At 62.7% G+C, this 21,585-nt stretch carries 19 protein-coding genes; 17 read left to right on the plus strand and 2 right to left on the minus strand.

The window, feature by feature from the left end:
* Positions 1–608: 608 nt before the first annotated feature.
* From mraZ to C8C92_RS05775, 16 genes are all read left to right on the plus strand, one after another.
* Complete coding sequence (gene mraZ / locus C8C92_RS05700; RefSeq protein ID WP_099760606.1) at positions 609–1,037, plus strand: division/cell wall cluster transcriptional repressor MraZ; 429 nt, start codon at positions 609–611, stop codon at positions 1,035–1,037.
* A gap of 9 nt (positions 1,038–1,046) precedes the next feature.
* The gene (gene rsmH / locus C8C92_RS05705) at positions 1,047–2,018 is read left to right on the plus strand and encodes a 16S rRNA (cytosine(1402)-N(4))-methyltransferase RsmH (protein WP_116743232.1); all 972 of its coding nucleotides are present in this window, start codon (positions 1,047–1,049) and stop codon (positions 2,016–2,018) included.
* On the plus strand, positions 2,015–2,284 hold the full coding sequence (ftsL, locus tag C8C92_RS05710) for a cell division protein FtsL (protein ID WP_034748894.1): 270 nt from the start codon (positions 2,015–2,017) through the stop codon (positions 2,282–2,284). Before rsmH ends, ftsL begins: the two co-directional genes overlap by 4 nt.
* Positions 2,284–4,062, plus strand: a complete 1,779-nt coding sequence (locus C8C92_RS05715; protein WP_099760604.1) for a penicillin-binding protein 2 — start codon at positions 2,284–2,286, stop codon at positions 4,060–4,062. The genes ftsL and C8C92_RS05715 overlap by 1 nt, the downstream gene beginning before the upstream one ends.
* Before the next feature lie 8 nt (positions 4,063–4,070).
* Complete coding sequence (locus C8C92_RS05720; RefSeq protein WP_116743233.1) at positions 4,071–5,579, plus strand: UDP-N-acetylmuramoyl-L-alanyl-D-glutamate--2,6-diaminopimelate ligase; 1,509 nt, start codon at positions 4,071–4,073, stop codon at positions 5,577–5,579.
* Positions 5,579–7,009 carry a UDP-N-acetylmuramoyl-tripeptide--D-alanyl-D-alanine ligase gene (gene murF, locus C8C92_RS05725; protein WP_116743234.1) on the plus strand — a complete coding sequence of 477 codons (1,431 nt, stop codon included), beginning with the start codon at positions 5,579–5,581 and terminating at the stop codon, positions 7,007–7,009. Before C8C92_RS05720 ends, murF begins: the two co-directional genes overlap by 1 nt.
* A 2-nt stretch (positions 7,010–7,011) precedes the next feature.
* Entirely contained in the window at positions 7,012–8,187 is a 1,176-nt protein-coding gene (mraY, locus tag C8C92_RS05730) for a phospho-N-acetylmuramoyl-pentapeptide-transferase (protein WP_071079386.1), read from the plus strand.
* Positions 8,187–9,743: a UDP-N-acetylmuramoyl-L-alanine--D-glutamate ligase gene (murD, locus tag C8C92_RS05735; protein ID WP_116743235.1), complete on the plus strand. Its 1,557-nt coding sequence runs from the start codon at positions 8,187–8,189 to the stop codon at positions 9,741–9,743. The genes mraY and murD overlap by 1 nt, the downstream gene beginning before the upstream one ends.
* On the plus strand, positions 9,743–10,954 hold the full coding sequence (ftsW, locus tag C8C92_RS05740) for a putative lipid II flippase FtsW (RefSeq protein ID WP_099760600.1): 1,212 nt from the start codon (positions 9,743–9,745) through the stop codon (positions 10,952–10,954). Before murD ends, ftsW begins: the two co-directional genes overlap by 1 nt.
* Positions 10,951–12,045, plus strand: coding sequence for an undecaprenyldiphospho-muramoylpentapeptide beta-N-acetylglucosaminyltransferase (gene murG / locus C8C92_RS05745; protein ID WP_116743236.1), 1,095 nt, complete (start codon positions 10,951–10,953; stop codon positions 12,043–12,045). Before ftsW ends, murG begins: the two co-directional genes overlap by 4 nt.
* Before the next feature lie 10 nt (positions 12,046–12,055).
* Positions 12,056–13,459, plus strand: coding sequence for a UDP-N-acetylmuramate--L-alanine ligase (murC, locus tag C8C92_RS05750; RefSeq protein WP_116743237.1), 1,404 nt, complete (start codon positions 12,056–12,058; stop codon positions 13,457–13,459).
* Between the two features lies 1 nt (position 13,460).
* Positions 13,461–14,429, plus strand: a complete 969-nt coding sequence (locus C8C92_RS05755) for a D-alanine--D-alanine ligase (RefSeq protein ID WP_116743238.1) — start codon at positions 13,461–13,463, stop codon at positions 14,427–14,429.
* A gap of 1 nt (position 14,430) precedes the next feature.
* Positions 14,431–15,249 carry a cell division protein FtsQ/DivIB gene (locus C8C92_RS05760; RefSeq protein ID WP_116743239.1) on the plus strand — a complete coding sequence of 273 codons (819 nt, stop codon included), beginning with the start codon at positions 14,431–14,433 and terminating at the stop codon, positions 15,247–15,249.
* A 45-nt stretch (positions 15,250–15,294) separates the two neighbouring features.
* A complete protein-coding gene (gene ftsA, locus C8C92_RS05765) occupies positions 15,295–16,527 on the plus strand; it encodes a cell division protein FtsA (RefSeq protein WP_010394955.1) in 1,233 nt (410 codons plus the stop codon).
* A gap of 154 nt (positions 16,528–16,681) precedes the next feature.
* A complete protein-coding gene (gene ftsZ, locus C8C92_RS05770) occupies positions 16,682–17,890 on the plus strand; it encodes a cell division protein FtsZ (protein WP_116743240.1) in 1,209 nt (402 codons plus the stop codon).
* Positions 17,891–18,182: 292 nt separating this feature from the next.
* Entirely contained in the window at positions 18,183–18,689 is a 507-nt protein-coding gene (locus tag C8C92_RS05775) for a peroxiredoxin (RefSeq protein WP_116743241.1), read from the plus strand.
* Positions 18,690–18,864: 175 nt separating this feature from the next.
* On the opposite strand, the gene C8C92_RS05780 is transcribed toward C8C92_RS05775, so the two are convergent.
* Positions 18,865–19,632: a class I SAM-dependent methyltransferase gene (locus C8C92_RS05780; RefSeq protein ID WP_099760594.1), complete on the minus strand. Its 768-nt coding sequence runs from the start codon at positions 19,630–19,632 to the stop codon at positions 18,865–18,867.
* A gap of 104 nt (positions 19,633–19,736) precedes the next feature.
* Between C8C92_RS05780 and C8C92_RS05785 the strand changes: the two genes are divergently transcribed.
* Entirely contained in the window at positions 19,737–20,510 is a 774-nt protein-coding gene (locus tag C8C92_RS05785; protein ID WP_116743242.1) for a helix-turn-helix transcriptional regulator, read from the plus strand.
* Between the two features lie 3 nt (positions 20,511–20,513).
* Here the strand turns inward: C8C92_RS05785 and C8C92_RS05790 are convergent, their stop codons facing one another.
* On the minus strand, positions 20,514–21,554 hold the full coding sequence (locus C8C92_RS05790) for an FAD:protein FMN transferase (protein WP_099760592.1): 1,041 nt from the start codon (positions 21,552–21,554) through the stop codon (positions 20,514–20,516).
* Positions 21,555–21,585: the final 31 nt, after the last annotated feature.

Raw genomic sequence — 21,585 nt, forward strand, 5'->3', positions numbered from 1 at the left:
TGCTGCGCGCCACCCAAAAGCCCCCGCAAAGGGGCTTTTTTTGTTTCCAAAAAGATAGTGATCAGGATAAAGTTGTATATACAACTAAAATGAACAATTGGTTAAAGTTTCTTCGTCTCAATTAATTGCTGCATTGCAAAAATAGTTGATCCGCATCAGGCCAACCCCGGAAAACAGGGCCGATACGCGCCAAGGGCGCAATTTTTTTGCCTTAAACCAAGTCTTATGCTGTGGCTGCTTGTTGTTGTGCCTGGAGGTCGAAAGTATTGTCATGTGTCAACTAACTGTAAAAAATTCAATTTTTACATTTCGTCTTTTTTGATGTTTACGGTAGGAAAACACATGTGTGCAGATGAGGTAGCACATTCACTATCTTTCATAAGTATCTAATTTATCGATATATTTTTATTTGAGACTGCTTCAACGATATGCGCTAAGTCCTTAATTTCATTAATAAAATTCCTGTTTTGCCAATCGGAAACCGCTTGACCACTATCTTTGCTTACTCTAAAGTGGGCAACTGTGTGAAAAAGTGTGTTTTTGTGGGAAATTTCTCCTTTTCATCATGATGCGCAAGCGTCGCAACCCAAGCTCAAAAAAGGTCTTCCGTGTTTCAAGGCGCGTCCGCAATCAATCTCGATGCCAAAGGCAGGATGTCTATCCCTGCCAAGCACCGTGACGCGCTGGCGATTCAATGCGAAGGCCGTCTGACCCTGACCAAGCACCCCGATGGCTGCCTGCTGTTTTTTCCCCGTCCCGTGTGGGAAAACCACCGCCAGCAAATCGCCGCCTGGCCCATGTCGGCGCGCGCCTGGCAGCGCATCTTCCTCGGCAACGCCGTTGACGTCGAGCTGGACTCGGCCGGCCGCGTGCTGATCTCGCCCGAATTGCGCAACGCCGTGGGGCTGTCGCGCGAAGTCATGATGATCGGCATGGGCAGCCACTTTGAAATATGGGATGCCGCCAAGTTGGCCGACAAAGAACAGCAGGCGATCGATGCCGGCACCCCCGATGTACTTTCCAATTTTTCTTTCTAAGGCTCCGTAATGACACAACTCACGGTGCCGGAATTTCAGCATCGCACGGTGCTGCTCGATGAAGCGGTCGATGCACTCGACCTGACGGGCGACCGCGCACACGGCATTTACGTCGATGGCACGTTTGGCCGCGGCGGTCATAGCCGATTGATTTTGTCGCGCCTGGCGCTTGACGCGCGCCTGATCGGCTTCGACAAGGATTTGCAAGCCATCGCCACGGCCGAACAGATCGGCGACCCCCGCTTTGAAATTGTCCATGACAGCTTTGCCACCATGACGGCCAGCCTGGCCGCGCGTGGCGTGCAGCAGGTCGATGGCATCTTGCTTGACCTGGGCATCTCGTCGCCGCAGGTCGACGACGCGGCGCGCGGTTTCAGCTTCCGCAACGACGGACCGCTGGACATGCGCATGGATACGACGCGCGGCATCTCCGCGGCCGAATGGCTGGCGGTGGAAACCGAGCAGAAATTAGAGAAAGTGATACGCGATTATGGGGAAGAACGGTTTGCTTTTCAGATTGCAAAGGCGATTGTTGCTGGCCGGGCAGTCCAGCCAATTTCAAGCACACGACAGCTTGCCGGCATCGTGGCAGGCGCCGTCAAGACCCGCGAGAAGGGTAAGGACCCCGCTACCCGCACCTTTCAGGCAATCCGCATTTTCATTAACAAAGAGCTCGAGGATCTCGAGATCGGTCTGAACCAGGCGTATGCCTGCCTGGCGCCTGGCGCGCGCATGGCCGTGATCAGTTTTCATTCGCTGGAAGACCGCATGGTCAAGCGCTTCTTCGCCTCGAAGGCGAACGTGGAGCAGCCTGACCGCCGCCTGCCGATCCGCGCGGTCGACTTGCCGCAGCCGGAAATGAAGCTGATATTGAAGATGAAGCCGTCCGATGCCGAGATCGAGGGTAACCCCCGTTCGCGTTCGGCCGTGATGCGCGTGGCGCAGCGTTTGCCCATTCCTGTGAGTGGCGGCGTCCGATGACTGGCAAGCTGTGTGTCGTGCTGTCGGCCCTGCTGGTGTGTTGCGGCCTGTCGCTGGTGAACGCGCAGTACCAGTCGCGCCACCTGCTGATCGACCTGGAGCGCGCGCAAGCGCTGTCGCGCCAGCTCGACATCGACTGGGCACAACTGCAGCTGGATCAGTCCACTTTGGGCAAGCATGAACGCATTGAATCGATCGCACGGCGCGACCTGAGCATGACGCCGTTGACGGCGGCGCGTACGCAATACCTGACGGAGGGCGAGTAATGAAGTTGGGCGGTAATAGCAACGGCCGGGTGGCGGCATCGAAAGGCGTGCCATTCTCGAAGAACCCCGTACTGGCAGTGCGTCTGCCCGTCTGGCGTTCGCGCGTCGTGCTGTTCCTGCTGTTCTTCGCTTTCGCTGGCCTGGGCGCGCGCGCGCTGTGGCTGCAGGGCGTGTCGACGCAGTTTTTGCAAAAGCAGGGCAAGGCGCGCTACGAGCGCACCTTGGAACTGCCGGCCACGCGCGGCAAGATCACCGACCGCAACGGCCAGGTGCTCGCTTCGTCCGTGCCCGTGAAAGCCATCTGGGCCATTCCCGACGACGTGTTGCAGGCGTCGCCCGAGAAAATCAACGCGCTGGCCGGCTTGCTGGAAATGAACGTCAATGAATTGCGCAAGAAGCTCGATTCGGACCGCAGCTTCGTTTACCTGAAACGCCAGGTCGAGATGGACGTGGCCGACAAGATCTCCAAGCTGGGCATCGACGGCATCGACGAGCGCAAGGAATACAAGCGCTTTTATCCACAGGGCGAAGTGATGACCCACGTGGTGGGCTTTACCAACGTGGAAGACGTGGGCCAGGAAAGCATGGAACTGGCGCAGCAGAAAACCCTCGTCGGTACCACCGGCAGCCGCCGCGTGATCAAGGACCGCCTGGGCCACATCGTCGAAGACATCGGCTTCATCCACGAACCGCATGACGGCAAGGACCTGACCCTGTCCGTCGACAGCAAGATCCAGTACATCGCCTTCACGCAGCTGAAGGAAGCGGTGGAAAAATTCAATGCCAAGGCCGGCGGCGCCGTGGTGCTCGACGTGCACACGGGCGAAGTGCTGGCCCTGGCCAACTACCCCAGCTACGACCCGAACGACCGCCGCAAGCTCACCGGGCAGCAGCTGCGCAACCGCGTCATGACCGACACCTTTGAACCCGGTTCGACCCTGAAGCCGATCACCGTCTCGCTGGCGCTCGACACGGGCCGCGTCAAGCCGGGCACGCTGATCGACACGGGGCCGGGCCGCTACACCATCGCCGACCGCACGATTACCGATACCAAGCCGCACGGCGTGATCAGCGTTTCCGAAATCATCGAGATGTCGTCGAACATCGGCACCTCGAAAATCGCGCTGGGCATGCCGTCGCAGGAAATGTGGGAAATGTTTACCAAGGTGGGCTTCGGTCAGCAGCCGAAATGGGGCTTCCCCGGCGCCGTGGCCGGCCGCGTGCGTCCGTATAAATCGTGGCGCCCGGTGGAACAGGCCACCATGAGCTACGGTAACGGCATTTCCGTCTCGCTGATCCAGCTGGCGCGCTCCTACATGATGTTCGCCCGCGATGGCGATACGATCCCCCTGTCATTCCAGAAGGTCAATGAACTGCCCGTTGGCCAGCAGGTGATCAAGCCGAAGACGGCCGCCGACATGCGCGCCATGCTGGAACTGGTGGTCTCCGGCGCGCACGGCTCGGCCAAGCGCGCCCAGGTCGCCGGCTACCGCGTGGGCGGCAAGACGGGTACCGCCTACAAGGTGGAAAACGGCCGCTATGCGATGCCGCGCAAATACATCGGCTCGTTCGTGGGCATGGTGCCGATGTCGGCGCCGCGCTTCATCATTGCCGTGATGATCGATGAACCAACCGGCGCTGCCCACTATGGCGGCCAGGTTGCCGCTCCCGCTTTCGCGGCGATTGCGACCAACGCGCTGCGCGCGATGAACGTACCGCCCGATTCCTCCGTTACCGAAATCGTGGTCCCGGCCAATGCCGGCCCGGAGGCCATGTGAAGTCACTCATGACCATACAAGACATCAGTTTGTGGATCAAAGCGGCTGCCCCGTCCGGGCAGCTGACGTCCGATTCGCGCCGCGTGCAGCGCGGCGACGTGTTTTTCGCCTATGCGGGCGCCACGCATTTCATCGCCGCCGCCATCGCGCAGGGCGCCGCCGCCATCGTGCATGATGCCGTCGAATGGAACGCCGCATGGAGCGTGCCGCACCTGCTGGTCAGCGACCTGAAACGCCTGGCCGGCCCCGTGGCGCATGCTTTTTACGGCATGCCCGACAGCGCCATGTTCAGCGCCGGCGTGACGGGCACGAATGGCAAGACATCCTGCGCGCTATGGCTGGCGCAAGCGCTGGCGCGCCTGGGCGAAACATCGTCCGTCATTGGGACGTTGGGCGTGGGCCTGTGCAAGCCGCGCGGCGCCATCGAATTCGACGTCACTGGCTACACCACGCCCGACGCCGTGCTGCTGGCGCGTAAACTGGCCGCCATGCGCGATGCCGGCGCCCGGGCCGTCGCCATCGAAGTGTCGTCGATCGGCCTGGACCAGGAACGCGCGGCCGGCATGCATTTCGATGTCGCCATGTTCACCAATCTGACGCGCGACCACCTTGATTATCACGGCGACATGGCGGCCTACGAGGCGGCCAAAGTCAAGCTGTTCGACTGGCCCGGCCTGAAAACGGCCGTCATCAACCTCGACGATCCCATGGGGCTGCGCCTGGCGCGCCACGTGGATGGCAAGCTGTCCGGCGAATATCCCGTCATCGGCTACACCTTGCAGGATGCGGCCAGCCAGCCTGACTTGCCGGGTGTGCTGATGCTGCGCGCCAGCCAGTTCCGCAGCCGCCATGCCGGTACCGACTTCCACCTGGAATGCGCGCTGGGCGTGGCGCTGGTCAAGACGCAACTGGTGGGTCACTTCAATATCAGCAACGCGCTGGCCGTGCTGGGCGCCTTGCTGGCGCATGGCACCGGCCTGCGCGCCGCCATCGACGGCATCGAATCGCTGCAGCCGGCCCCAGGCCGCATGCAACAGGTGGGTGGCCAGGAAGCGCCGATGGTCGTCATCGATTACGCGCATACGCCGGACGCTTTGGCAAAAACCCTGGCCGCCTTGCGCCAGGTGGCGCAGGAGCGTGGCGGCCAGCTGTGGTGCGTGTTCGGCTGCGGCGGCGACCGCGATCCGGGCAAGCGTCCGCAGATGGGCGCCATCGCGCAATTGGCCGACCACGTGGTGGTCACCAGCGACAATCCGCGCAGCGAAGACCCGCACGCCATCATCGCGCAAATCGTCGCCGGCATGCATGCAGACGGCCCGCAGCCGCAGGCGATCGAAGACCGCGCCGCAGCCATCCTGTCGGCCATCAAGCATGCCGCCAAGCCGGACGTGATCTTGCTGGCGGGCAAAGGCCATGAGCCGTACCAGGAAATCAAGGGCAAGAAACTGCCGTTCTCCGATGCCGACCATGCGCAGCTGGCCTTGTCCGCGCGCCTGACCATGATGAGGACGAACTGATGCGCGGCACACTGACAGAACTGATGCCGTCGCTGGACGGCGCGCAGCTGGCGGGCGACGCAGCGTTTGACGGCGTGTCCACCGACAGCCGCAGCGCCCAAGCCGGCTCGCTCTTCGTTGCTTTGCGCGGCGAGAGTTTCGACGCCCACGACTTCCTCGACCAGGTGGCCGCGCGCGGCGTCGCCGCCGTGCTGGTCGAGCGCTTGCCCGCAGGCTGGGATAGCGCCAAGGTGCCGGCCATCGTGGTCGCCGATACCCTGGTGGCGCTGGGTCACATTGCCCATCACTGGCGCCGCCGTTTCAATTTGCCCGTCATCGGCGTCACCGGCAGCAATGGCAAGACCACCGTCAAGGAGATGATTTCATCCATCCTGGCGGCGGCCTTCGGCGAAGAAGCGCGCCTGGCCACGCGCGGCAACCTGAATAACGAGATCGGCGTGCCGCTGACCCTGTTCCGCCTGAATGAAGAACACAAGGCGGCTGTCATCGAGATGGGCATGAACCATCCGGGCGAAATCGGCCGCCTGGCGGCAATCGCCGCGCCGACCCTGGCGATGGTCAACAACGCGCAGCGCGAGCACCAGGAATTCATGCATACGGTAGAAGCGGTGGCGCGCGAGAACGGCGCGGCGCTGGTGGCATTGGCCGACGACGGCGTCGCCGTCTTCCCGCACGGCGATGAATTCACGCCCGTGTGGCGCGAGATGGCCGGCGCGCGCACCGTCATCACCTTCGGCCTGTCGAAGGATGCTGATGTGAGCTGCACGCATCGCGCGGCCGAGGATTTTGGCAGCGACATGTTCGTCAGCGTGCGCGCGCAGGACGGCGGCTTGCGCCAGTTCTTCGTCGGCTTGCAGGCGGCGGGCGAGCATAATGTACGCAATGCGCTGGCGGCCGTGGCATGCGCCGTTGGCGCGGGCATCGCCATCGAACATATCCGGCAGGGCCTGGAGGCGTTCGCGCCAGTGAACGGCCGCCTGCAGAAAAAACGTGCCGCCAACGGCGCCACCATCATCGACGACACGTATAACGCCAATCCGGATTCGGCGCGCGCGGCCATCGATGTGCTGGCGCAGGCCGCGGCACCACGCATCCTGGTGCTGGGCGAGATGGGCGAAGTCGGCACGCAGGGGCAGCAGTTCCACGAAGAGATCGGCGCCTACGCCGCCATCAAAGGCATCGAATACGTGCTGGCGACGGGCGGCCTGGCGCGCCATCTGGTGAATGCGGCGCAGGCTGCCGCCAGCCAGGAATCGGGCACGGTCGTGGAGTATTTCGAACAGTTCGACGGCTTGCTGGCGGCGCTCGATGCGCACTTGTCCGGCCGTTCGGATGCAACAGTATTAATCAAGGGCTCCCGCTTCATGAAAATGGAACGGGCCGTGCAGCATTTGATTGGTTCAAACAACAATAACAAGGAAGCTCACTAATCATGCTGCTCTGGCTCGCTCATTATTTCCAGGACGACATTGGCCCACTGCGGGTCTTTAACTTCATCACTTTCCGCGCCGTCTTTGCCACGCTGACGGCGATTTTGATCGGCCTGTGCGCCGGTCCTGCCGTGATCCGCATGCTCACGCGCATGAAGGTCGGCCAGGCCGTGCGCACGGACGGCCCGCAGACGCACTTGAAAAAACACGGCACGCCCACAATGGGCGGCGTGCTGATCCTGATCGCCATCGGCATTTCCACCCTGCTGTGGGCCGACCTGTCGAACCGCTTCATCTGGCCCGTCCTGATCGTCACGCTCGGTTTTGGCGCCGTCGGCTGGGCCGACGACTACCGCAAGGTGGTGCACCAGGACCCGGAAGGCATGCGCTCGCGCGAAAAATACTTCTGGCAGTCGCTGATCGGCATCGTCGCCGCCTTCTACCTGGCGTTTTCTGTCTCCGTATCGGAACCCGACGCGGGCCACGTGTGGAATTTGATCTACGCCTGGGTGCAGTCCGGCTTCGCCATGGACCTGCCGCCGAAAGCCGATTTGATCGTGCCCTTCTTTAAAACCATCAGCTATCCGCTGGGCGTGTGGGGCTTCATCGCGCTGACCTACTGCGTCATCGTCGGCACCAGCAACGCCGTCAATTTCACCGATGGCCTCGATGGCCTGGCCATCATGCCGACCGTGATGGTGGGCACGGCCCTGGGCCTGTTCGCCTACCTGACGGGTAACGCGACCTATGCGCGCTACCTGTTCATCCCGCACATTCCAGGCGCCGGCGAACTGGTGATCTTTTGCGGCGCGCTGGCCGGTTCCGGCCTGGCCTTCCTCTGGTATAACACGCACCCCGCGAAAGTGTTCATGGGCGACGTGGGCGCACTGGCCTTGGGCGGCGCGCTGGGCACCGTGGCCGTCATCGTGCGCCAGGAAATCGTCCTGTTCATCATGGGCGGCATTTTCGTCGTCGAAACGCTGTCCGTGATTATCCAGGTCGTCTGGTTCAAGTACACCAAGAAGCGCTATGGCGCGGGCCGCCGCGTTTTCCTGATGGCGCCACTGCATCACCATTTTGAACAAAAAGGCTGGAAAGAGACGCAGGTTGTCGTGCGTTTCTGGATCATCACCATGATGCTGGTGCTGCTCGGCCTGACCACCTTGAAGCTGCGCTGATGATGTACGACGCTAAAACCGCACTGGTACTGGGCCTTGGGGAGTCGGGCCTGGCCATGGCCCTGTGGCTGGCCCGCAGCGGTGCGCTAGTCCGCGTGGCCGATACAAGGCAAACCCCCGAGCGCCTGGCCGCGCTGCAGGCCGCCGTGCCGCAGGCGCAGTTCATCGCCGGCGCCTTCACGGCCGAGCTGCTCGATGGCGTCGATTTTGTCGCCGTCAGCCCCGGCCTGGCGCCGGGCCGCGAACTGGCGCTGATTGCACCTGCCGCTGCGGAGAAAAATATCCCCGTGTGGGGCGAGATCGAACTGTTCGCGCAAGCCTTGGCCGCACTCAAGGCGGAACGCGGCTATGCGCCGAAAGTCATCGCCATCACGGGCACCAACGGCAAGACGACGGTCACCAGCCTGGTGGGCTTGCTGTGCGAACGCGCCGGCCTGGCCACGCGCGTGGCCGGCAATATCAGCCCGGCCGCGCTGGACGTGCTGCGCGAGGTGCTCGATGCCGAGCCTGCGCCCGTCGCCGTTGAAGAAGAGGACGAAGCCGCGCAAGCCGTCGCCAGCAGCTTGCCGCAGGCGTGGATTTTGGAGTTGTCCAGCTTCCAGCTGCACACGACGTTCAGCCTGCAGGCCGATGCGGCCACGGTTCTGAATCTGTCGCAGGATCACCTGGACTGGCATGGCGACATGGCCTCCTATGCGAGCGACAAGGCACGCATCTTCGGCGACCAGACCGTGCGCGTCCTGAACCGCGACGATGCGTTAGTTATGCACATGGCCGATCCGCTGGCCGCGACGATCACCTTCGGCACCGGCGAGCCGCTTGACGTGGACAGCTTTGGCCTGGTCAATGAACGCGGCATCTTCTGGCTGGCGCAAGCCGTGCCCAGCGAAGAAGTCATCGAGAAAAAACGCAGGAAGAACGATCCGGCGCCGGAACCGGTGCCGACGATGGCGAAGAAACTGATGCCGGCTGATGCGCTGAAAATCCGCGGCCAGCACAATGCCTCGAACGCGCTGGCGGCGCTGGCCCTGTGCCGCGCCATCGGCCTGCCGTTCGCACCGCTGCTGCATGGCTTGCGCGAGTATCAGGGCGAGCCGCACCGGGTGGAACTGATCACGGCCGTGGGTGAAGTCGAGTACTACGACGACAGCAAGGGCACCAACGTGGGCGCGACAGTGGCTGCGTTGTTCGGCCTGGGCAAGGCGTTTGGCGGTGCGCAACAGCGTTTGGTGCTGATCGCCGGCGGTGACGGCAAGGGGCAGGACTTCTCGCCGTTGGCTGAACCCGTGTCGCGCTACGTGCGTGCCGTGGTGCTGATCGGCCGCGATGCGCCAGCGCTGCGTGCTGCTCTGGCGCCGGCTGGCGTGGACGTTATCGACTGCGCCACCTTGCCGGAAGCCGTCAAGCGCGCCAGCAGCCTGGCGCTGGCCGGCGATGCCGTGCTGCTGTCGCCCGCCTGCGCCAGCCTGGACATGTTCAAGAACTATGCGCACCGCGCGCAGGTATTTGTCGACGCCGTGCGCGACATCGCGCTGGAAAACGGACAGGATATCTGATGGCCTTCCAACTGCCCTTCAGCTTTGGTTCCGGCTCGGCTGCCAAGCCGCTGGATAGCCGCGCGCGGCAATCGAAGATGATGGACTATGACAAGCCGCTGGTGTGGGTCGTCCTGCTGCTCATGTTGCTGGGCATGGTGATGGTGTATTCGGCCTCGATCTCGCTGTCGGACGCGCGCAAGTTCGCCGCCTACACCAACAATTATTTTGTCGTACGCCAGGCCTTGTTCATCGGTATATCGATCATCGCCGCCGCGCTGGTGTTCCGCATCCGCGTCGCTACCTGGCAAAAGATGGCGCCGTGGCTGTTCATCGGCACCCTGGTGCTGCTGGTGATGGTGCTGATACCGGGCCTGGGCGTGTCGGTCAACGGTGGCCGCCGCTGGCTGAACCTGCCGGGCCTGCGGCCGCAGCCGTCCGAGCTGATGAAGGTGGTGATGGTGCTGTACGCTGCCGATTACACCGTGCGCAAGCAGGAATACATGCACAAGCTGACCAAGGGTTTCATGCCGATGGCGCTGGCTGTGAGCTTCGTCGGCCTGCTGCTGCTGATGGAGCCCGACCTGGGCGCGTTCGGCGTGATCGTCTGCATCGCCATGGGTATCCTGTTCCTGGGCGGCGTCAACGCCATCTGGTTCGGCGGCATCGGCGCCATGCTGACGGCGATCTTCGTCACCATCATCGCTTTGTCGAAATTCCGCCGCGAGCGGTTTTTTGCGTATCTCGATCCTTGGCAGGAAGACAATGCGCTGAACAAGGCTTACCAGCTGACGCACTCGCTGATCGCCTTCGGGCGCGGCGAACTGTTTGGCGTGGGCCTGGGCGGTAGCGTGGAAAAGCTGCACTACCTGCCCGAAGCGCATACGGACTTCTTGCTGGCCGTGATCGGCGAGGAACTGGGCCTGGTGGGCGTGCTGATCGTGATCGGCATGTTCTACTGGATTATCAAGCGCGCGTTCGATATCGGCCGCCAGGCGATCGCCATCGACCAGACCTTCGCGGGTCTGACGGCGAAAGGCATCGCCATCTGGATCGGCGTGCAGACCTTCATCAACATGGGCGTGAACCTGGGCCTGCTGCCGACCAAGGGCTTGACTTTGCCCCTGATGAGTTATGGCGGCACGGGCGTACTGATTAACTGTATCGGCCTGGCGATTTTGCTGCGCATCGATTACGAAAACCGGATCCTGATGCGCGGAGGCCGGCTATGAACAACGTGACGAACTTGAAAACGACGAAAAGACTGATGATCATGGCGGCCGGCACCGGCGGCCATATTTTCCCGGGTCTGGCGATTGCGCAGACCATGCGCGCGCGCGGCTGGGAAGTGAGCTGGCTGGGCACGACCCATGGCATGGAGCAGGAACTGGTGCCGAAGAGCGGCATTCCCATGGACGCCATCGCATTTTCCGGCATGCGCGGCAAGGGCCTGGCGCATACGGTCAAAGGCGGCTTCAAGATGCTGGCGAGTTTTTTTGCCATCCGCCGTTTCATCGCCAGCCGCAAGCCGGACGTGGTGATGGGCATGGGTGGCTACGTGACCGTGCCGGGCGGCCTGATGGCGCGCCTGAAGGGCGTGCCGCTGGTGCTGGTCAATGCGGATGCGGCGCTGCTGCTGTCGAACAAGACCTTGGTGCCGCTGGCACAAAAGGTGTGCTTCGGCTTTCCCGCCGATTTTGGCAGCGCCGCCGGCAAGGCCGTCGTCACGGGCAATCCCGTGCGCGCCGAGATCCTCGCCATGGCGCCGCCGGCGCTCCGCTTTGCGGACCGCAGCGGGCCGTTGCGCATCCTGGTGGTGGGCGGCAGCCTGGGTGCGAAAGCGCTGAACGACAATTTGCCTGCCGCGCTGGCCCTGATGCCGGAGGGAGAACGTCCGCTGGTGACGCACCAGTCGGGCAAGAAGAATATCGACGCCCTGCATGCCGCGTATGCGCAGGCGGGCGTGCAAGCCAATGTGGTCGACTTCATCGACGACATGGCCAAGGCGTATACCGAGGCCGACCTGGTGATTTGCCGCGCTGGCGCGATCACCCTGTCGGAATTGACGGCGGCCGGCGTGGCCAGCGTGCTCGTGCCGCTGGTGGCGTCGACCACCAGTCACCAGCGCGATAACGCGCAATGGATGGCCAAACAAGGCGCGGCGATTCATCTGCCGCAGACGGAAATGAGTGCGGCGTCGCTGAGCACCCTGCTGGCGTCCTTGACGCGCGATACCTGCCAGCACATGGCGCAGGCGGCACTGGCAGCAGGCAAGCGCGACGCCAATGAGGCGATCGCACACGTATTGGAAAAACTGGCATGAGGTTAGCTCTGTGAAGCATAAAGTAAACAATATCCACTTTGTCGGCATCGGCGGCAGCGGCATGAGCGGCATCGCCGAAGTGCTGGTCAACCTGGGCTACAAGGTGTCGGGCTCCGACCTGGGCAGCAATGCGGCGACGCAGCGCCTGGCGAGCCTGGGCGCGACTGTCATGCTCGGCCACGCGGCCGAGAATATCGGCGACGCCGATGCGGTCGTGACCTCGGGCGCCGTCCCGCAAGACAATCCGGAAGTGGTGGCAGCGCGTGCGCGCAAGATCCCGCTGGTGCCGCGCGCCGTGATGCTCGGTGAATTGATGCGCCTGAAACGCGGCATCGCGATTGCCGGCACGCACGGCAAGACGACGACGACCAGTCTGGTCGCTTCGGTGCTGGCGCAGGGCGGCCTCGATCCTACTTTCGTGATCGGCGGCCGTTTGACCAGCGCCGGCGCGAACGCCAAGCTCGGTTCGGGCGACTACCTGGTGGCCGAAGCCGATGAGTCGGACGCTTCGTTCCTGAACCTGACGCCGATGATCGAGGTGATCACGAATATCGACGCCGATCACATGGACACCTACGAGCACGATTTCGAAAAGCTCAAGCAGGCCTTCGTGCAGTTCACGCACCGTCTGCCTTTCTATGGCCGCGCCATGCTGTGCATCGACGATCCGCACGTACGCGCCATCATCCCGTTCGTGACCAAGCCGGTCACCACCTATGGCTTCGCGCAGGACGCCGAAGTGCGCGCCATCAACGCGCGCGCCGTGGGACTGGAAATGCATTTCACGGTGCTGCAGGAAGGCTATCCTGATCTCGACGTGGTGCTGAACCAGCCTGGCATGCACAATGTGCAAAATGCCTGCTCGGCGATCGCCATCGCGCGCGAAATCGGCATCGCCGACAGCGCCACCCAGCAAGGCCTGGCCGAGTTTTCCGGCGTGGGCCGCCGCTTCACGCGCTATGGCGACGTGGCGCTGCCGAACGGCGGCACCTTTGCGCTGGTCGACGATTTCGGCCACCATCCGGTGGAAACGGAAGTGACCCTGGCCGCTGCGCGCGCCGCCTATCCTGGCCGTCGCCTGGTGCTGGCTTTCCAGCCGCACCGCTACAGCCGCACGCGCGACCTGTTCGAGGATTTCGTCAAGGTGCTCGGTGCGCCCGACGTGCTGCTACTGTCCGAAGTGTATGCGGCAGGCGAAGCGCCTATCGTCGCCGCCGACGGCCGCGCCCTGGCGCATGCGCTGCGCGCGCGCGGCAAGATCGAACCGATTTTCGTCGAGTCCATGACGGACATGGCCGACACCATCATGAGCGTGGCGCGCGACGGTGACGTCGTGCTGACCATGGGAGCCGGCTCGATCAGCGGCATCCCGCAACAACTGACAACGTATCAATCTCACACTGCAAAGGCCTGACGTGAACCAAGCTTCAGCTATCGACGTTAAACAATTGGGCAAAGTCGGCGTCCTGTTCGGCGGCAGCTCGGCCGAGCGCGAAGTGTCGCTGATGTCCGGCGCGGGCGTACTTGCCGCTCTGAAAAGCCGTGGCGTGGACGCGCATGCGTTCGACACGGGTGAACGCAGCCTGGCCGAACTGGCTGCCGAGCAATTCGACCGCGTCTTCATCGCGCTGCATGGCCGTTTCGGCGAAGACGGCAGCCTGCAGGGCGCGCTCGAGCAGCTGGGCATCCCTTACACGGGTAGCGGCGTGATGGCGTGCGCGGTGGGCATGGACAAGGTCTATACCAAGATGATCTGGCTGATGCACCAGTTGCCGACGCCGCAGTACGCGGTGCTCGATGACAGCTCCGACCTGGCCAAGGTGGCGGCTGAACTGGGCTTGCCGCTGATCGTCAAGCCGCCGCATGAGGGTTCGAGCATCGGCATCACGACCGTCAACGAAGCATCGGCCTTCCAGGCGGCCTACGATATCGCCGCCGGTCTCGATGATTCGGTGCTGGCCGAGGAATTCATCAAGGGCCGCGAATTTACCGTCGCGATCCTGGGCCAGGGCGCCACGGCGCGCGCACTGCCGCCGATTGAAATCGTCGCGCCGCAAGGCAATTACGATTACCAGAACAAGTACTTCACGGACGATACGCAGTATTTTTGTCCGCCGCAGCTGGACCAGGCGATCGTGGCGGAAATGGAGCGCATCGCCGTAGCTGCCTACCGTGCCCTCGGTTGCGAAGGCTGGGGGCGGGTCGATGTGCTGATGCGCGCGGCCGACAGCAAGCTGTTCCTGCTGGAAGTCAATACCTCGCCCGGCATGACGGGGCATTCGCTCGTGCCGATGGCGGCGCGCGCGGTGGGCATCAGCTATGAAGACCTGTGCCTGGAAATCGTCGCCGGCGCGCGTCTGAAAATGCACAAGGGACAGCGCTGATATGTGGCATGACGCTAAAAGCCTCAATACGACTGCCAACGGCTTGCTGGCCGCGGTGCTGGTCGTGTGCGTGGCCGCCGGCGTCTGGTGGGTGTCGCAGCGTCCCATGTTCGACCTGCGCACGATCAAGGTGGAAAGCGCGGACGACAAGGGCCTGCGTCACGTGAATTACCTGACCCTGCGCAGCGGCACGTTGGGCCGCATCAAGGGCAATTTTTTCACGACCAATCTGGAAAGCGTGCGTGGCGTGTTCGAATCGGTGCCCTGGGTGCGCCGTGCCAGCGTGCGGCGCGAGTGGCCGAACCAGCTGATCGTGGCGCTGGAGGAACACGAAGCGCTGGGTACCTGGGGCGAGGACGGGCGTTTGCTGTCGGTCAAGGGCGACGTGTTTACGGCGAATGTGGCCGAAGCCGAAGACGACCATGAATTGCCCGCCTTCGCCGGCCCCGATGGCAGCGAGAAGGAAGTACTCGCCACCTATGTGCAGCTGGCAAAGTGGTTTTCACCTTTGAAGATGGTGCCCGAATCGCTGTCGCTGTCGAGCCGCTATGCGTGGACGGTGAAACTGGATAACGGCATGAGTGTGGCGCTGGGGCGCGAGCAGAATCATACGACCCTGAAGGCACGGGTCGACCGGCTGGTGGGCATCTACCCGCAGCTGGCGAGCCGGCTGGAGAATATCGACACGATCGATATGCGCTACCAGAATGGCCTGGCGCTCAGTTCCGCCGGCCTGGTGATACCGGCCGAAGGCAAGGATGGCAGGCCGGCGCCAGCGATCAGGAAGAAAAATGGCAGTCCGATTAAAAAACCGACTTAACCGAATAATCAATTTAACAATAGCCCAAAAAACTAGGCGACAGAAATGACAAAAGACGCGAAAAACCTGATCGTCGGCCTCGACATCGGCACCTCGAAAGTGGTGGCGGTGGTAGCCGAAGTGATGTCCGACGGACGCCACGAAGTGATCGGGCTGGGCCAGCACGAATCGAAGGGCCTGAAAAAGGGCGTGGTGGTGAATATCGAGGCCACGGTGGAATCCATCCAGCGCGCGCTGGAAGAGGCCGAGCTGATGGCTGACTGCAAGATCCGCAATGTGTACGCGGGCATTGCGGGCAGCCATATCCGCAGCTTCAATTCCAGCGGCATGGTGGCCATCAAGGACAAGGAAGTGACGGCCACCGACGTGGCGCGCGTCATCGAGACGGCAAAAGCGGTTAACATTCCGACCGATCAGCAATTGCTGCACACGGTGCCGCAAGAGTTCATCGTCGACAGCCAGGAAGATGTGCGCGAGCCTATCGGCATGAGCGGCATCCGCCTGGAGGTGAAGGTGCATATCGTCACCGGCGCCGTGTCGGCAGTGCAGAACATCGTCAAGTGCGTGCGCCGCTGCGGCCTGGAAGTGTCGGACCTGATCCTGCAGCCGATGGCTTCGGCCGATGCGGTGCTCACGCCCGACGAGAAGGAGCTGGGCGTGGTGCTGATCGACATCGGCGGCGGCACGACCGATGTGGCGGTATTTTCCGATGGCGCGATCCGCCATACGGCAGTCATTCCCATCGCCGGCGACCAGATCACCAACGACATCGCCATGGCCTTGCGTACCCCGACCGCGGAAGCGGAAGAAATCAAGATCCGCTATGGCGTGGCCAAGCAGGTCCTGGCCGACCCTGGCGAATCGCTGGAAGTGCCTGGCCTGGGCGACCGCGGCCCGCGCAACCTGTCGCGCCAGGCGCTGGCGGCAGTGATCGAGCCGCGCGTCGAGGAGCTGTTCGCGATGGTGCACCAGGTGGTGCGCGAATCCGGTTATGAAGGCGTGCTGTCGTCGGGCATCGTGCTCACGGGCGGCACTTCCATCATGCCCGGCATGGTGGAAATGGCGGAAGACATTTTCCTGAAACCGGCGCGCCTGGGCACGCCCGAGTATCGGGGCCAGCTGGCCGACGTGGTGCGCAGTCCGCGCTATGCCACGGTATTGGGCCTGCTGCTTGAAGCGAAGAAGCAATACCTGCGCGGCCACATTGTGACGCGTCAGGACGGCTCGGTGAAGGCAGTCTGGCAGCGCATGAAGGAATGGTTTTTAGGTAATTTTTAAGGGCGTACTTCAAGCCCGGCAGCACAGGTTTTTTGGCAGCATCGCAGGTACACACACATAACTTTATTTTATATTTAACCGCAGTTTTCAATCTCCAGTTCTCCTACCAATATGAGGCCTGGCGCTTGGAAACCGCATCTGATAGGAGCACATCATGGAGTTCGATATGGTCGATAACACAGCTATAGGTACCGTCATCAAGGTCGTCGGCGTCGGCGGTGCGGGTGGCAATGCAGTCCAACACATGATCAACAAAGGCATGTCGGGTGTGGAGTTCATTGCCGCCAACACCGACGCACAGGCCCTGTCGACATCGAAGGCGCACAACATCATCCAGATCGGCGATACCGGCCTGGGCGCAGGCATGAAGCCTGCCGTCGGCCGCCAGCTGGCCGAGGAATCGCGCGCGCGCATCGCCGACGCGCTGCGCGGCGCGCACATGGTCTTCATCGCTGCCGGCATGGGCGGCGGCACGGGCACGGGCGCCGCTCCTATCGTGGCCGAAGTGGCCAAGGAACTGGGCGCGCTGACGGTCGCCGTGGTATCGAAGCCCTTCTCGTACGAAGGCCAGAAGTGCATGGACATCGCCGACGAAGGCCTGGAGCAGCTCTCCTTGCACGTCGATTCGCTGATCATCATCCTGAATGAAAAACTGGAAGAGATCTACGAAGACGAAAGCATGCTGGAATGGATGCAGCACGCCGATGATGTGCTCAACAACGCGGTGGCCGGCATTGCCGAGATCATCAACGTGCCGGGCCACATCAACGTCGACTTCAACGACGTGAAAACCATCATGGGCGAGCAGGGCAAGGCCATGATGGGCACGGCGACCGCTTCCGGCGTCGACCGCGCGCGCATCGCCGCCGAACAGGCTGTCGCTTCGCCGCTGCTCGATGGCATCGACCTGTCTGGCGCGCGCGGCGTGCTGGTCAACGTCACGGCCAGCCGTGGCTTGAAAGGTAAAGAGATCAAGGAAGTCATGGCTGCCGTGCGCGCGTTTGCCGCGCCGGACGCGTCGATCGCGCAAGGTATCGCCTACGACGACGCCATGGGCGACGACATCCGCGTTACCGTGGTGGCCACGGGTCTGGGCCGCGCGAAGAAAAACATCCAGCTGGTACCGCAGCAAGTGCTGCGCACCGGCACCCACAACAGCCCTTTGATCCCGTCGGCTGCCATGGGTAGCGCGCAAGCGGCGACGACGACGGTTGGCGTGGCTACGCCGGCAGCCGGTTTCGACGGCATAAAGGCGCCGGCAGTATGGCGCCGCGAATCGGCTTCCGAGCAGGTGCGCGCGATGGAAAAGAATGGCATGGAGACGTACGACATTCCAGCCTTCCTGCGCAAACAAGCCGATTAAGCGCAGTGAAAAAAGCCCATGGCGGCGTTGCATAGCCTTGCCGTACATTCGTACTGTCTTCGGCCATGCGCCTTGCCCTGAGCATTTTTCATGCGCTTCAATATGGAAAAGGTGATCTGATGTCAGTAACGATGACGGCGGCCTGAGGGTCGCCGTTTTTTTGCCGTTTTTTGACTTTTGCCTTTGCCTTTGCGGCCACTTTCTGCACAAATACGGCAAGTCAGGCATACTATTGCGCAGTGTCGGCATCATGCCGGCAGCATCCTCAACCGACAGTACACAAGGAGTCAACATGACCATCAAGATCGGCGACACCCTGCCAGAAGGCACCCTGGCCGAATTCATCGAAAGCGAAACCGAAGGTTGCGCACTGGGCCCGAACACGTTCAACGTGCAAGATCTGGTCAAGGGCAAGAAGATCGCCATCTTCGGCCTGCCAGGCGCCTACACCCCGACCTGCTCCGCACAGCACGTGCCAGGCTACGTGCAGCACGCTGCCGACCTGAAAGCCAAAGGCGTCGATGAAATCTGGTGCATCTCCGTCAACGACGCGTTCGTGATGGGCGCCTGGGGCCGCGACCAGAAAGCCACCGGCGTGGTACGCATGATGGCTGACGGCAATGCCGCCTACAGCAAGGCCCTGGGCCTGGACGCCGATTTCTCCAAGCACGGCATGGGCACGCGCTCGCAGCGCTACTCGATGCTGGTCGACAATGGCGTCGTGACGCAATTGAACGTCGAGCAGGGCGGCAAGTTTGAAGTGTCGAATGCGGAAACCTTGCTGAGCCAGTTGGCCTAAGCAGAGTGTGGCTTGGGTGGGCCTGTGCAGGTCGGCGTAGGTCGGCGTAGGTCGGCTTAGCGCAGCGTAAGCCGACGAGCTGCGTTCGCACCGCGTTTGCTCTGGCATTGTTGGATTACGCGCTACGCGCTAATCCAACCTACGCAATAAAAACGGCGCCATCGGCGCCGTTTTTTTATTGCACCGACGGTTTCGTCGCCTCGAACATGGCCGCATCGATGCTGAACGAATAATCGTCCTGCAGCGCAAAATATCTGCGCGCTTCTTCGGGTGCGCCATCGAACAGGTTGCGGATGGCCGCGACGCGCTCGTTCGGCGTGCGCATGCGCGCCACCCACTCGTCGAACTGCATCGTCAGCTTCCATACGCTGCGCAAGCTGTGCGTAAAGCCCGCGTTATCGAACTTGGCGCCCCACTCGCAGCTGCGGTAGTCGCGCACGTGCGACGCGTCGCGCAGCATTTCCACCGCTTGCAGGGTGCTGTCGTACAGGGCCGTTTTCGGTGCGACGATGTCGACGACTAATAAGGTGCCATTCGGGCGCAGCACGCGCCAGGCCTCCGCCAGCGCGCCCGCCACGTCGTTCCAGTGGTGCGCGGAAAAGCGCGTGACGACCATGTCGAAGCTGGCGTCGGCAAACGGCAAACGGGCCACATCGCCCTGTTGCGTGCGGATGTTGTGCAAGCCGCGCTGCACACTGGCGCAGTCGACCACGTCGAGCATGGGCTGCGCCAGGTCATACGCGATGACCGATTGCGCCACAGGAGCGACGGCGAAGCTGGCGTGGCCGGCGCCGCAGCCCAGGTCCAGCACCACCGGTTTGCCATGGCGGCGCGCGCATTCCTGCATCAGCACCAGGTCGGCGCCTTGCGCGTGTACCGCGCTGCTCAGGTAGGCATTCGCCGTCTTGCCAAACTGTTCGGTAACGACATCGTGCTGCTGCATGGTTTTCTCCTGTTGATGGGTGAGTTCCTGCAGAATAGGGATAAAATTATCCTGTAACAAGACCATAACTTATACTGGTATATCTACTACCATGCAGGTATCTGATGTCGAACAAGCTCGCTGAATTCATCCGCGCCCGGCGCGAAGCCGTCCCCCCCGCCATGGCCGGCTTGCCTGGAGGTGGGCGCCGTCGCACGCCAGGCTTGCGGCGCGAAGAACTGGCGCAGCTGTGCGATGTCAGTCCCACCTGGCTGACGTGGCTGGAGCAGGGGCGGCCCGTGTCGGCGTCGGCCAAGATGCTGGCCCGTCTGGCGCAGGTGCTGCAGCTGAGCGCGGCCGAGCGCGCCTATCTGTTCGAGGTGGCCGACAAGCATGATCCCAGCCATGGCACAGGCGAGGGCGGAGGGCCGGCAGCCGCCGAGCTGGCCGCCATCGTCGCCGCCATCGACGCGCCTGCATATTTCCTCGACCGCGCATGGAATGCCGTGGCGTGGAACGGGGCGGCGTCCGCCTTGTTCACGGGCTGGCTGCATGACGACGCGGCTGCACCGAACCAGCTGCGCTTCATGTTCCTGGAGGCGGGGGCGCGCGCGCTGGTCGTCGGCTGGCCCGAACGGGCGCAGCGGCTGGTGGCGGAATTCCGCGCCGATATCGGCCGCCAGGCGGACCAGGCACCGCTGGCCGGCCTGATCGCGGAACTGGCCGGCGCCAGCCTCGAATTTCGCCAGTGGTGGGGCGCGCAGCAGGTGCAGGGCCGCGATGGGGGATTGCGCCGCTTCCAGCATGCGCAGCAGGGGCTGCTGGAGTTCAATCAGGTGACCTTGCACCTGGCACGCCAGCACGACTTGAAACTGGTGATGCTGTTGCCGGTGTCGTAGACGTCACTCGCGTGCTTGCCAGGTCCCGGCGTGCTCGTGCCGCTCTGCACCTGCAATGCGCGCTTGCATGGCTGCTGTCATGTGGACATTGCGCTGGGCGTCAACCATCAGCACTTCTTTCAGGTCGAGTTTTTCCGCCATCGCTTGCCAGTCTCGGGGGCCGGTGATGAACAGCGGTTTGGAGTGGCCGTCCGAGCGCAGGCCAGGGTCGCGGCCGCCGCTGGCGATGATGGTGACCGAAGCGACCAGATCGATCGGGTAGCCGCTGCGCGGGTCGATGATGTGCGGGCGGCGCTTGCCGTCCTTCATGAAGTAGCGTTCATAATCACCGCTGGTGCCGATCGCTTCGTTGTCGCGCAAAGCGATCTGCGCAACTGTCCCGGCGCCACGCGGATCGCGGATGCCGACCTGCCACGGTCGATCACCGGGCTGGCCGATGGCGATGACGTTGCCACCGATGTTGACCAGCGCCGCCTTGACGTGCGCTTCGCGCAGCAGCGCGGCGGCACGGTCGAGCGCGTAACCTTTGGCGTAGCCGCCGAGGTCGATCATGACGGCAGGGTTGACGCTGCTGATGATGTTGCCGTTGTAGCGCAGGTCGGACAGCGATGGCCGCGCGTCGACCCAGCGCTTGATCTCGGCGGCCGGCGGTCCCTGCGCGCCGATGTCGTTTTTCTGAAAGCCCCACAGCCTGATCAGATGCCCAATGGTGGGGTTGAACAGCAGGCCGGAACGCACTGACAGCTTCTCGGCCGATTTTAGCAGGCCGACCATTTCAGCGTCGGCGCGCATTGGCTCGCCTTTGGCGATGCTGTCGTTGAGGGCGGTGAGCATGCTTGGCTCCCACGCGTGGAATTTACGGTGCAGGCGATCGAATTCTCTCAATACCTCGGCGCCAAGCAGGTCGGCGCGCTGCTGCGAACCACCGTAGATGGTGATGTCGACCGTGGTGCCGAACACGTGGCCCCGGGTTTTGTAGAGGCGTTCCTCGCCGGAACAGGCAGTCAGGAACAGCAGTAGCGCCAGCAGCGTGCGGGTGAACATGGTATGTCTCCGGGTGTGGCCGCCGCGCGCA

It is taken from the genome of Janthinobacterium sp. 78 (assembly GCF_003096775.1).
In the GTDB taxonomy this organism is placed as follows: Bacteria; Pseudomonadota; Gammaproteobacteria; order Burkholderiales; family Burkholderiaceae_D; genus Janthinobacterium; species Janthinobacterium tructae.

Bases quoted from the DNA above. Each gene is read 5' to 3' on its own strand.
- rsmH (WP_116743232.1), top strand. From the start codon at position 1,047: ATGACACAACTCACGGTGCCGGAATTTCAGCATCGCACGGTGCTGCTC.
- ftsL (WP_034748894.1), top strand. From the start codon at position 2,015: ATGACTGGCAAGCTGTGTGTCGTGCTGTCGGCCCTGCTGGTGTGTTGC.
- C8C92_RS05715 (WP_099760604.1), top strand. From the start codon at position 2,284: ATGAAGTTGGGCGGTAATAGCAACGGCCGGGTGGCGGCATCGAAAGGC.
- C8C92_RS05720 (WP_116743233.1), top strand. From the start codon at position 4,071: ATGACCATACAAGACATCAGTTTGTGGATCAAAGCGGCTGCCCCGTCC.
- murF (WP_116743234.1), top strand. From the start codon at position 5,579: ATGCGCGGCACACTGACAGAACTGATGCCGTCGCTGGACGGCGCGCAG.
- mraY (WP_071079386.1), top strand. From the start codon at position 7,012: ATGCTGCTCTGGCTCGCTCATTATTTCCAGGACGACATTGGCCCACTG.
- murD (WP_116743235.1), top strand. From the start codon at position 8,187: ATGATGTACGACGCTAAAACCGCACTGGTACTGGGCCTTGGGGAGTCG.
- ftsW (WP_099760600.1), top strand. From the start codon at position 9,743: ATGGCCTTCCAACTGCCCTTCAGCTTTGGTTCCGGCTCGGCTGCCAAG.
- murG (WP_116743236.1), top strand. From the start codon at position 10,951: ATGAACAACGTGACGAACTTGAAAACGACGAAAAGACTGATGATCATG.
- C8C92_RS05760 (WP_116743239.1), top strand. From the start codon at position 14,431: ATGTGGCATGACGCTAAAAGCCTCAATACGACTGCCAACGGCTTGCTG.
- ftsA (WP_010394955.1), top strand. From the start codon at position 15,295: ATGACAAAAGACGCGAAAAACCTGATCGTCGGCCTCGACATCGGCACC.
- ftsZ (WP_116743240.1), top strand. From the start codon at position 16,682: ATGGAGTTCGATATGGTCGATAACACAGCTATAGGTACCGTCATCAAG.
- C8C92_RS05775 (WP_116743241.1), top strand. From the start codon at position 18,183: ATGACCATCAAGATCGGCGACACCCTGCCAGAAGGCACCCTGGCCGAA.
- C8C92_RS05780 (WP_099760594.1), bottom strand. From the start codon at position 19,632: ATGCAGCAGCACGATGTCGTTACCGAACAGTTTGGCAAGACGGCGAAT.
- C8C92_RS05785 (WP_116743242.1), top strand. From the start codon at position 19,737: ATGTCGAACAAGCTCGCTGAATTCATCCGCGCCCGGCGCGAAGCCGTC.
- C8C92_RS05790 (WP_099760592.1), bottom strand. From the start codon at position 21,554: ATGTTCACCCGCACGCTGCTGGCGCTACTGCTGTTCCTGACTGCCTGT.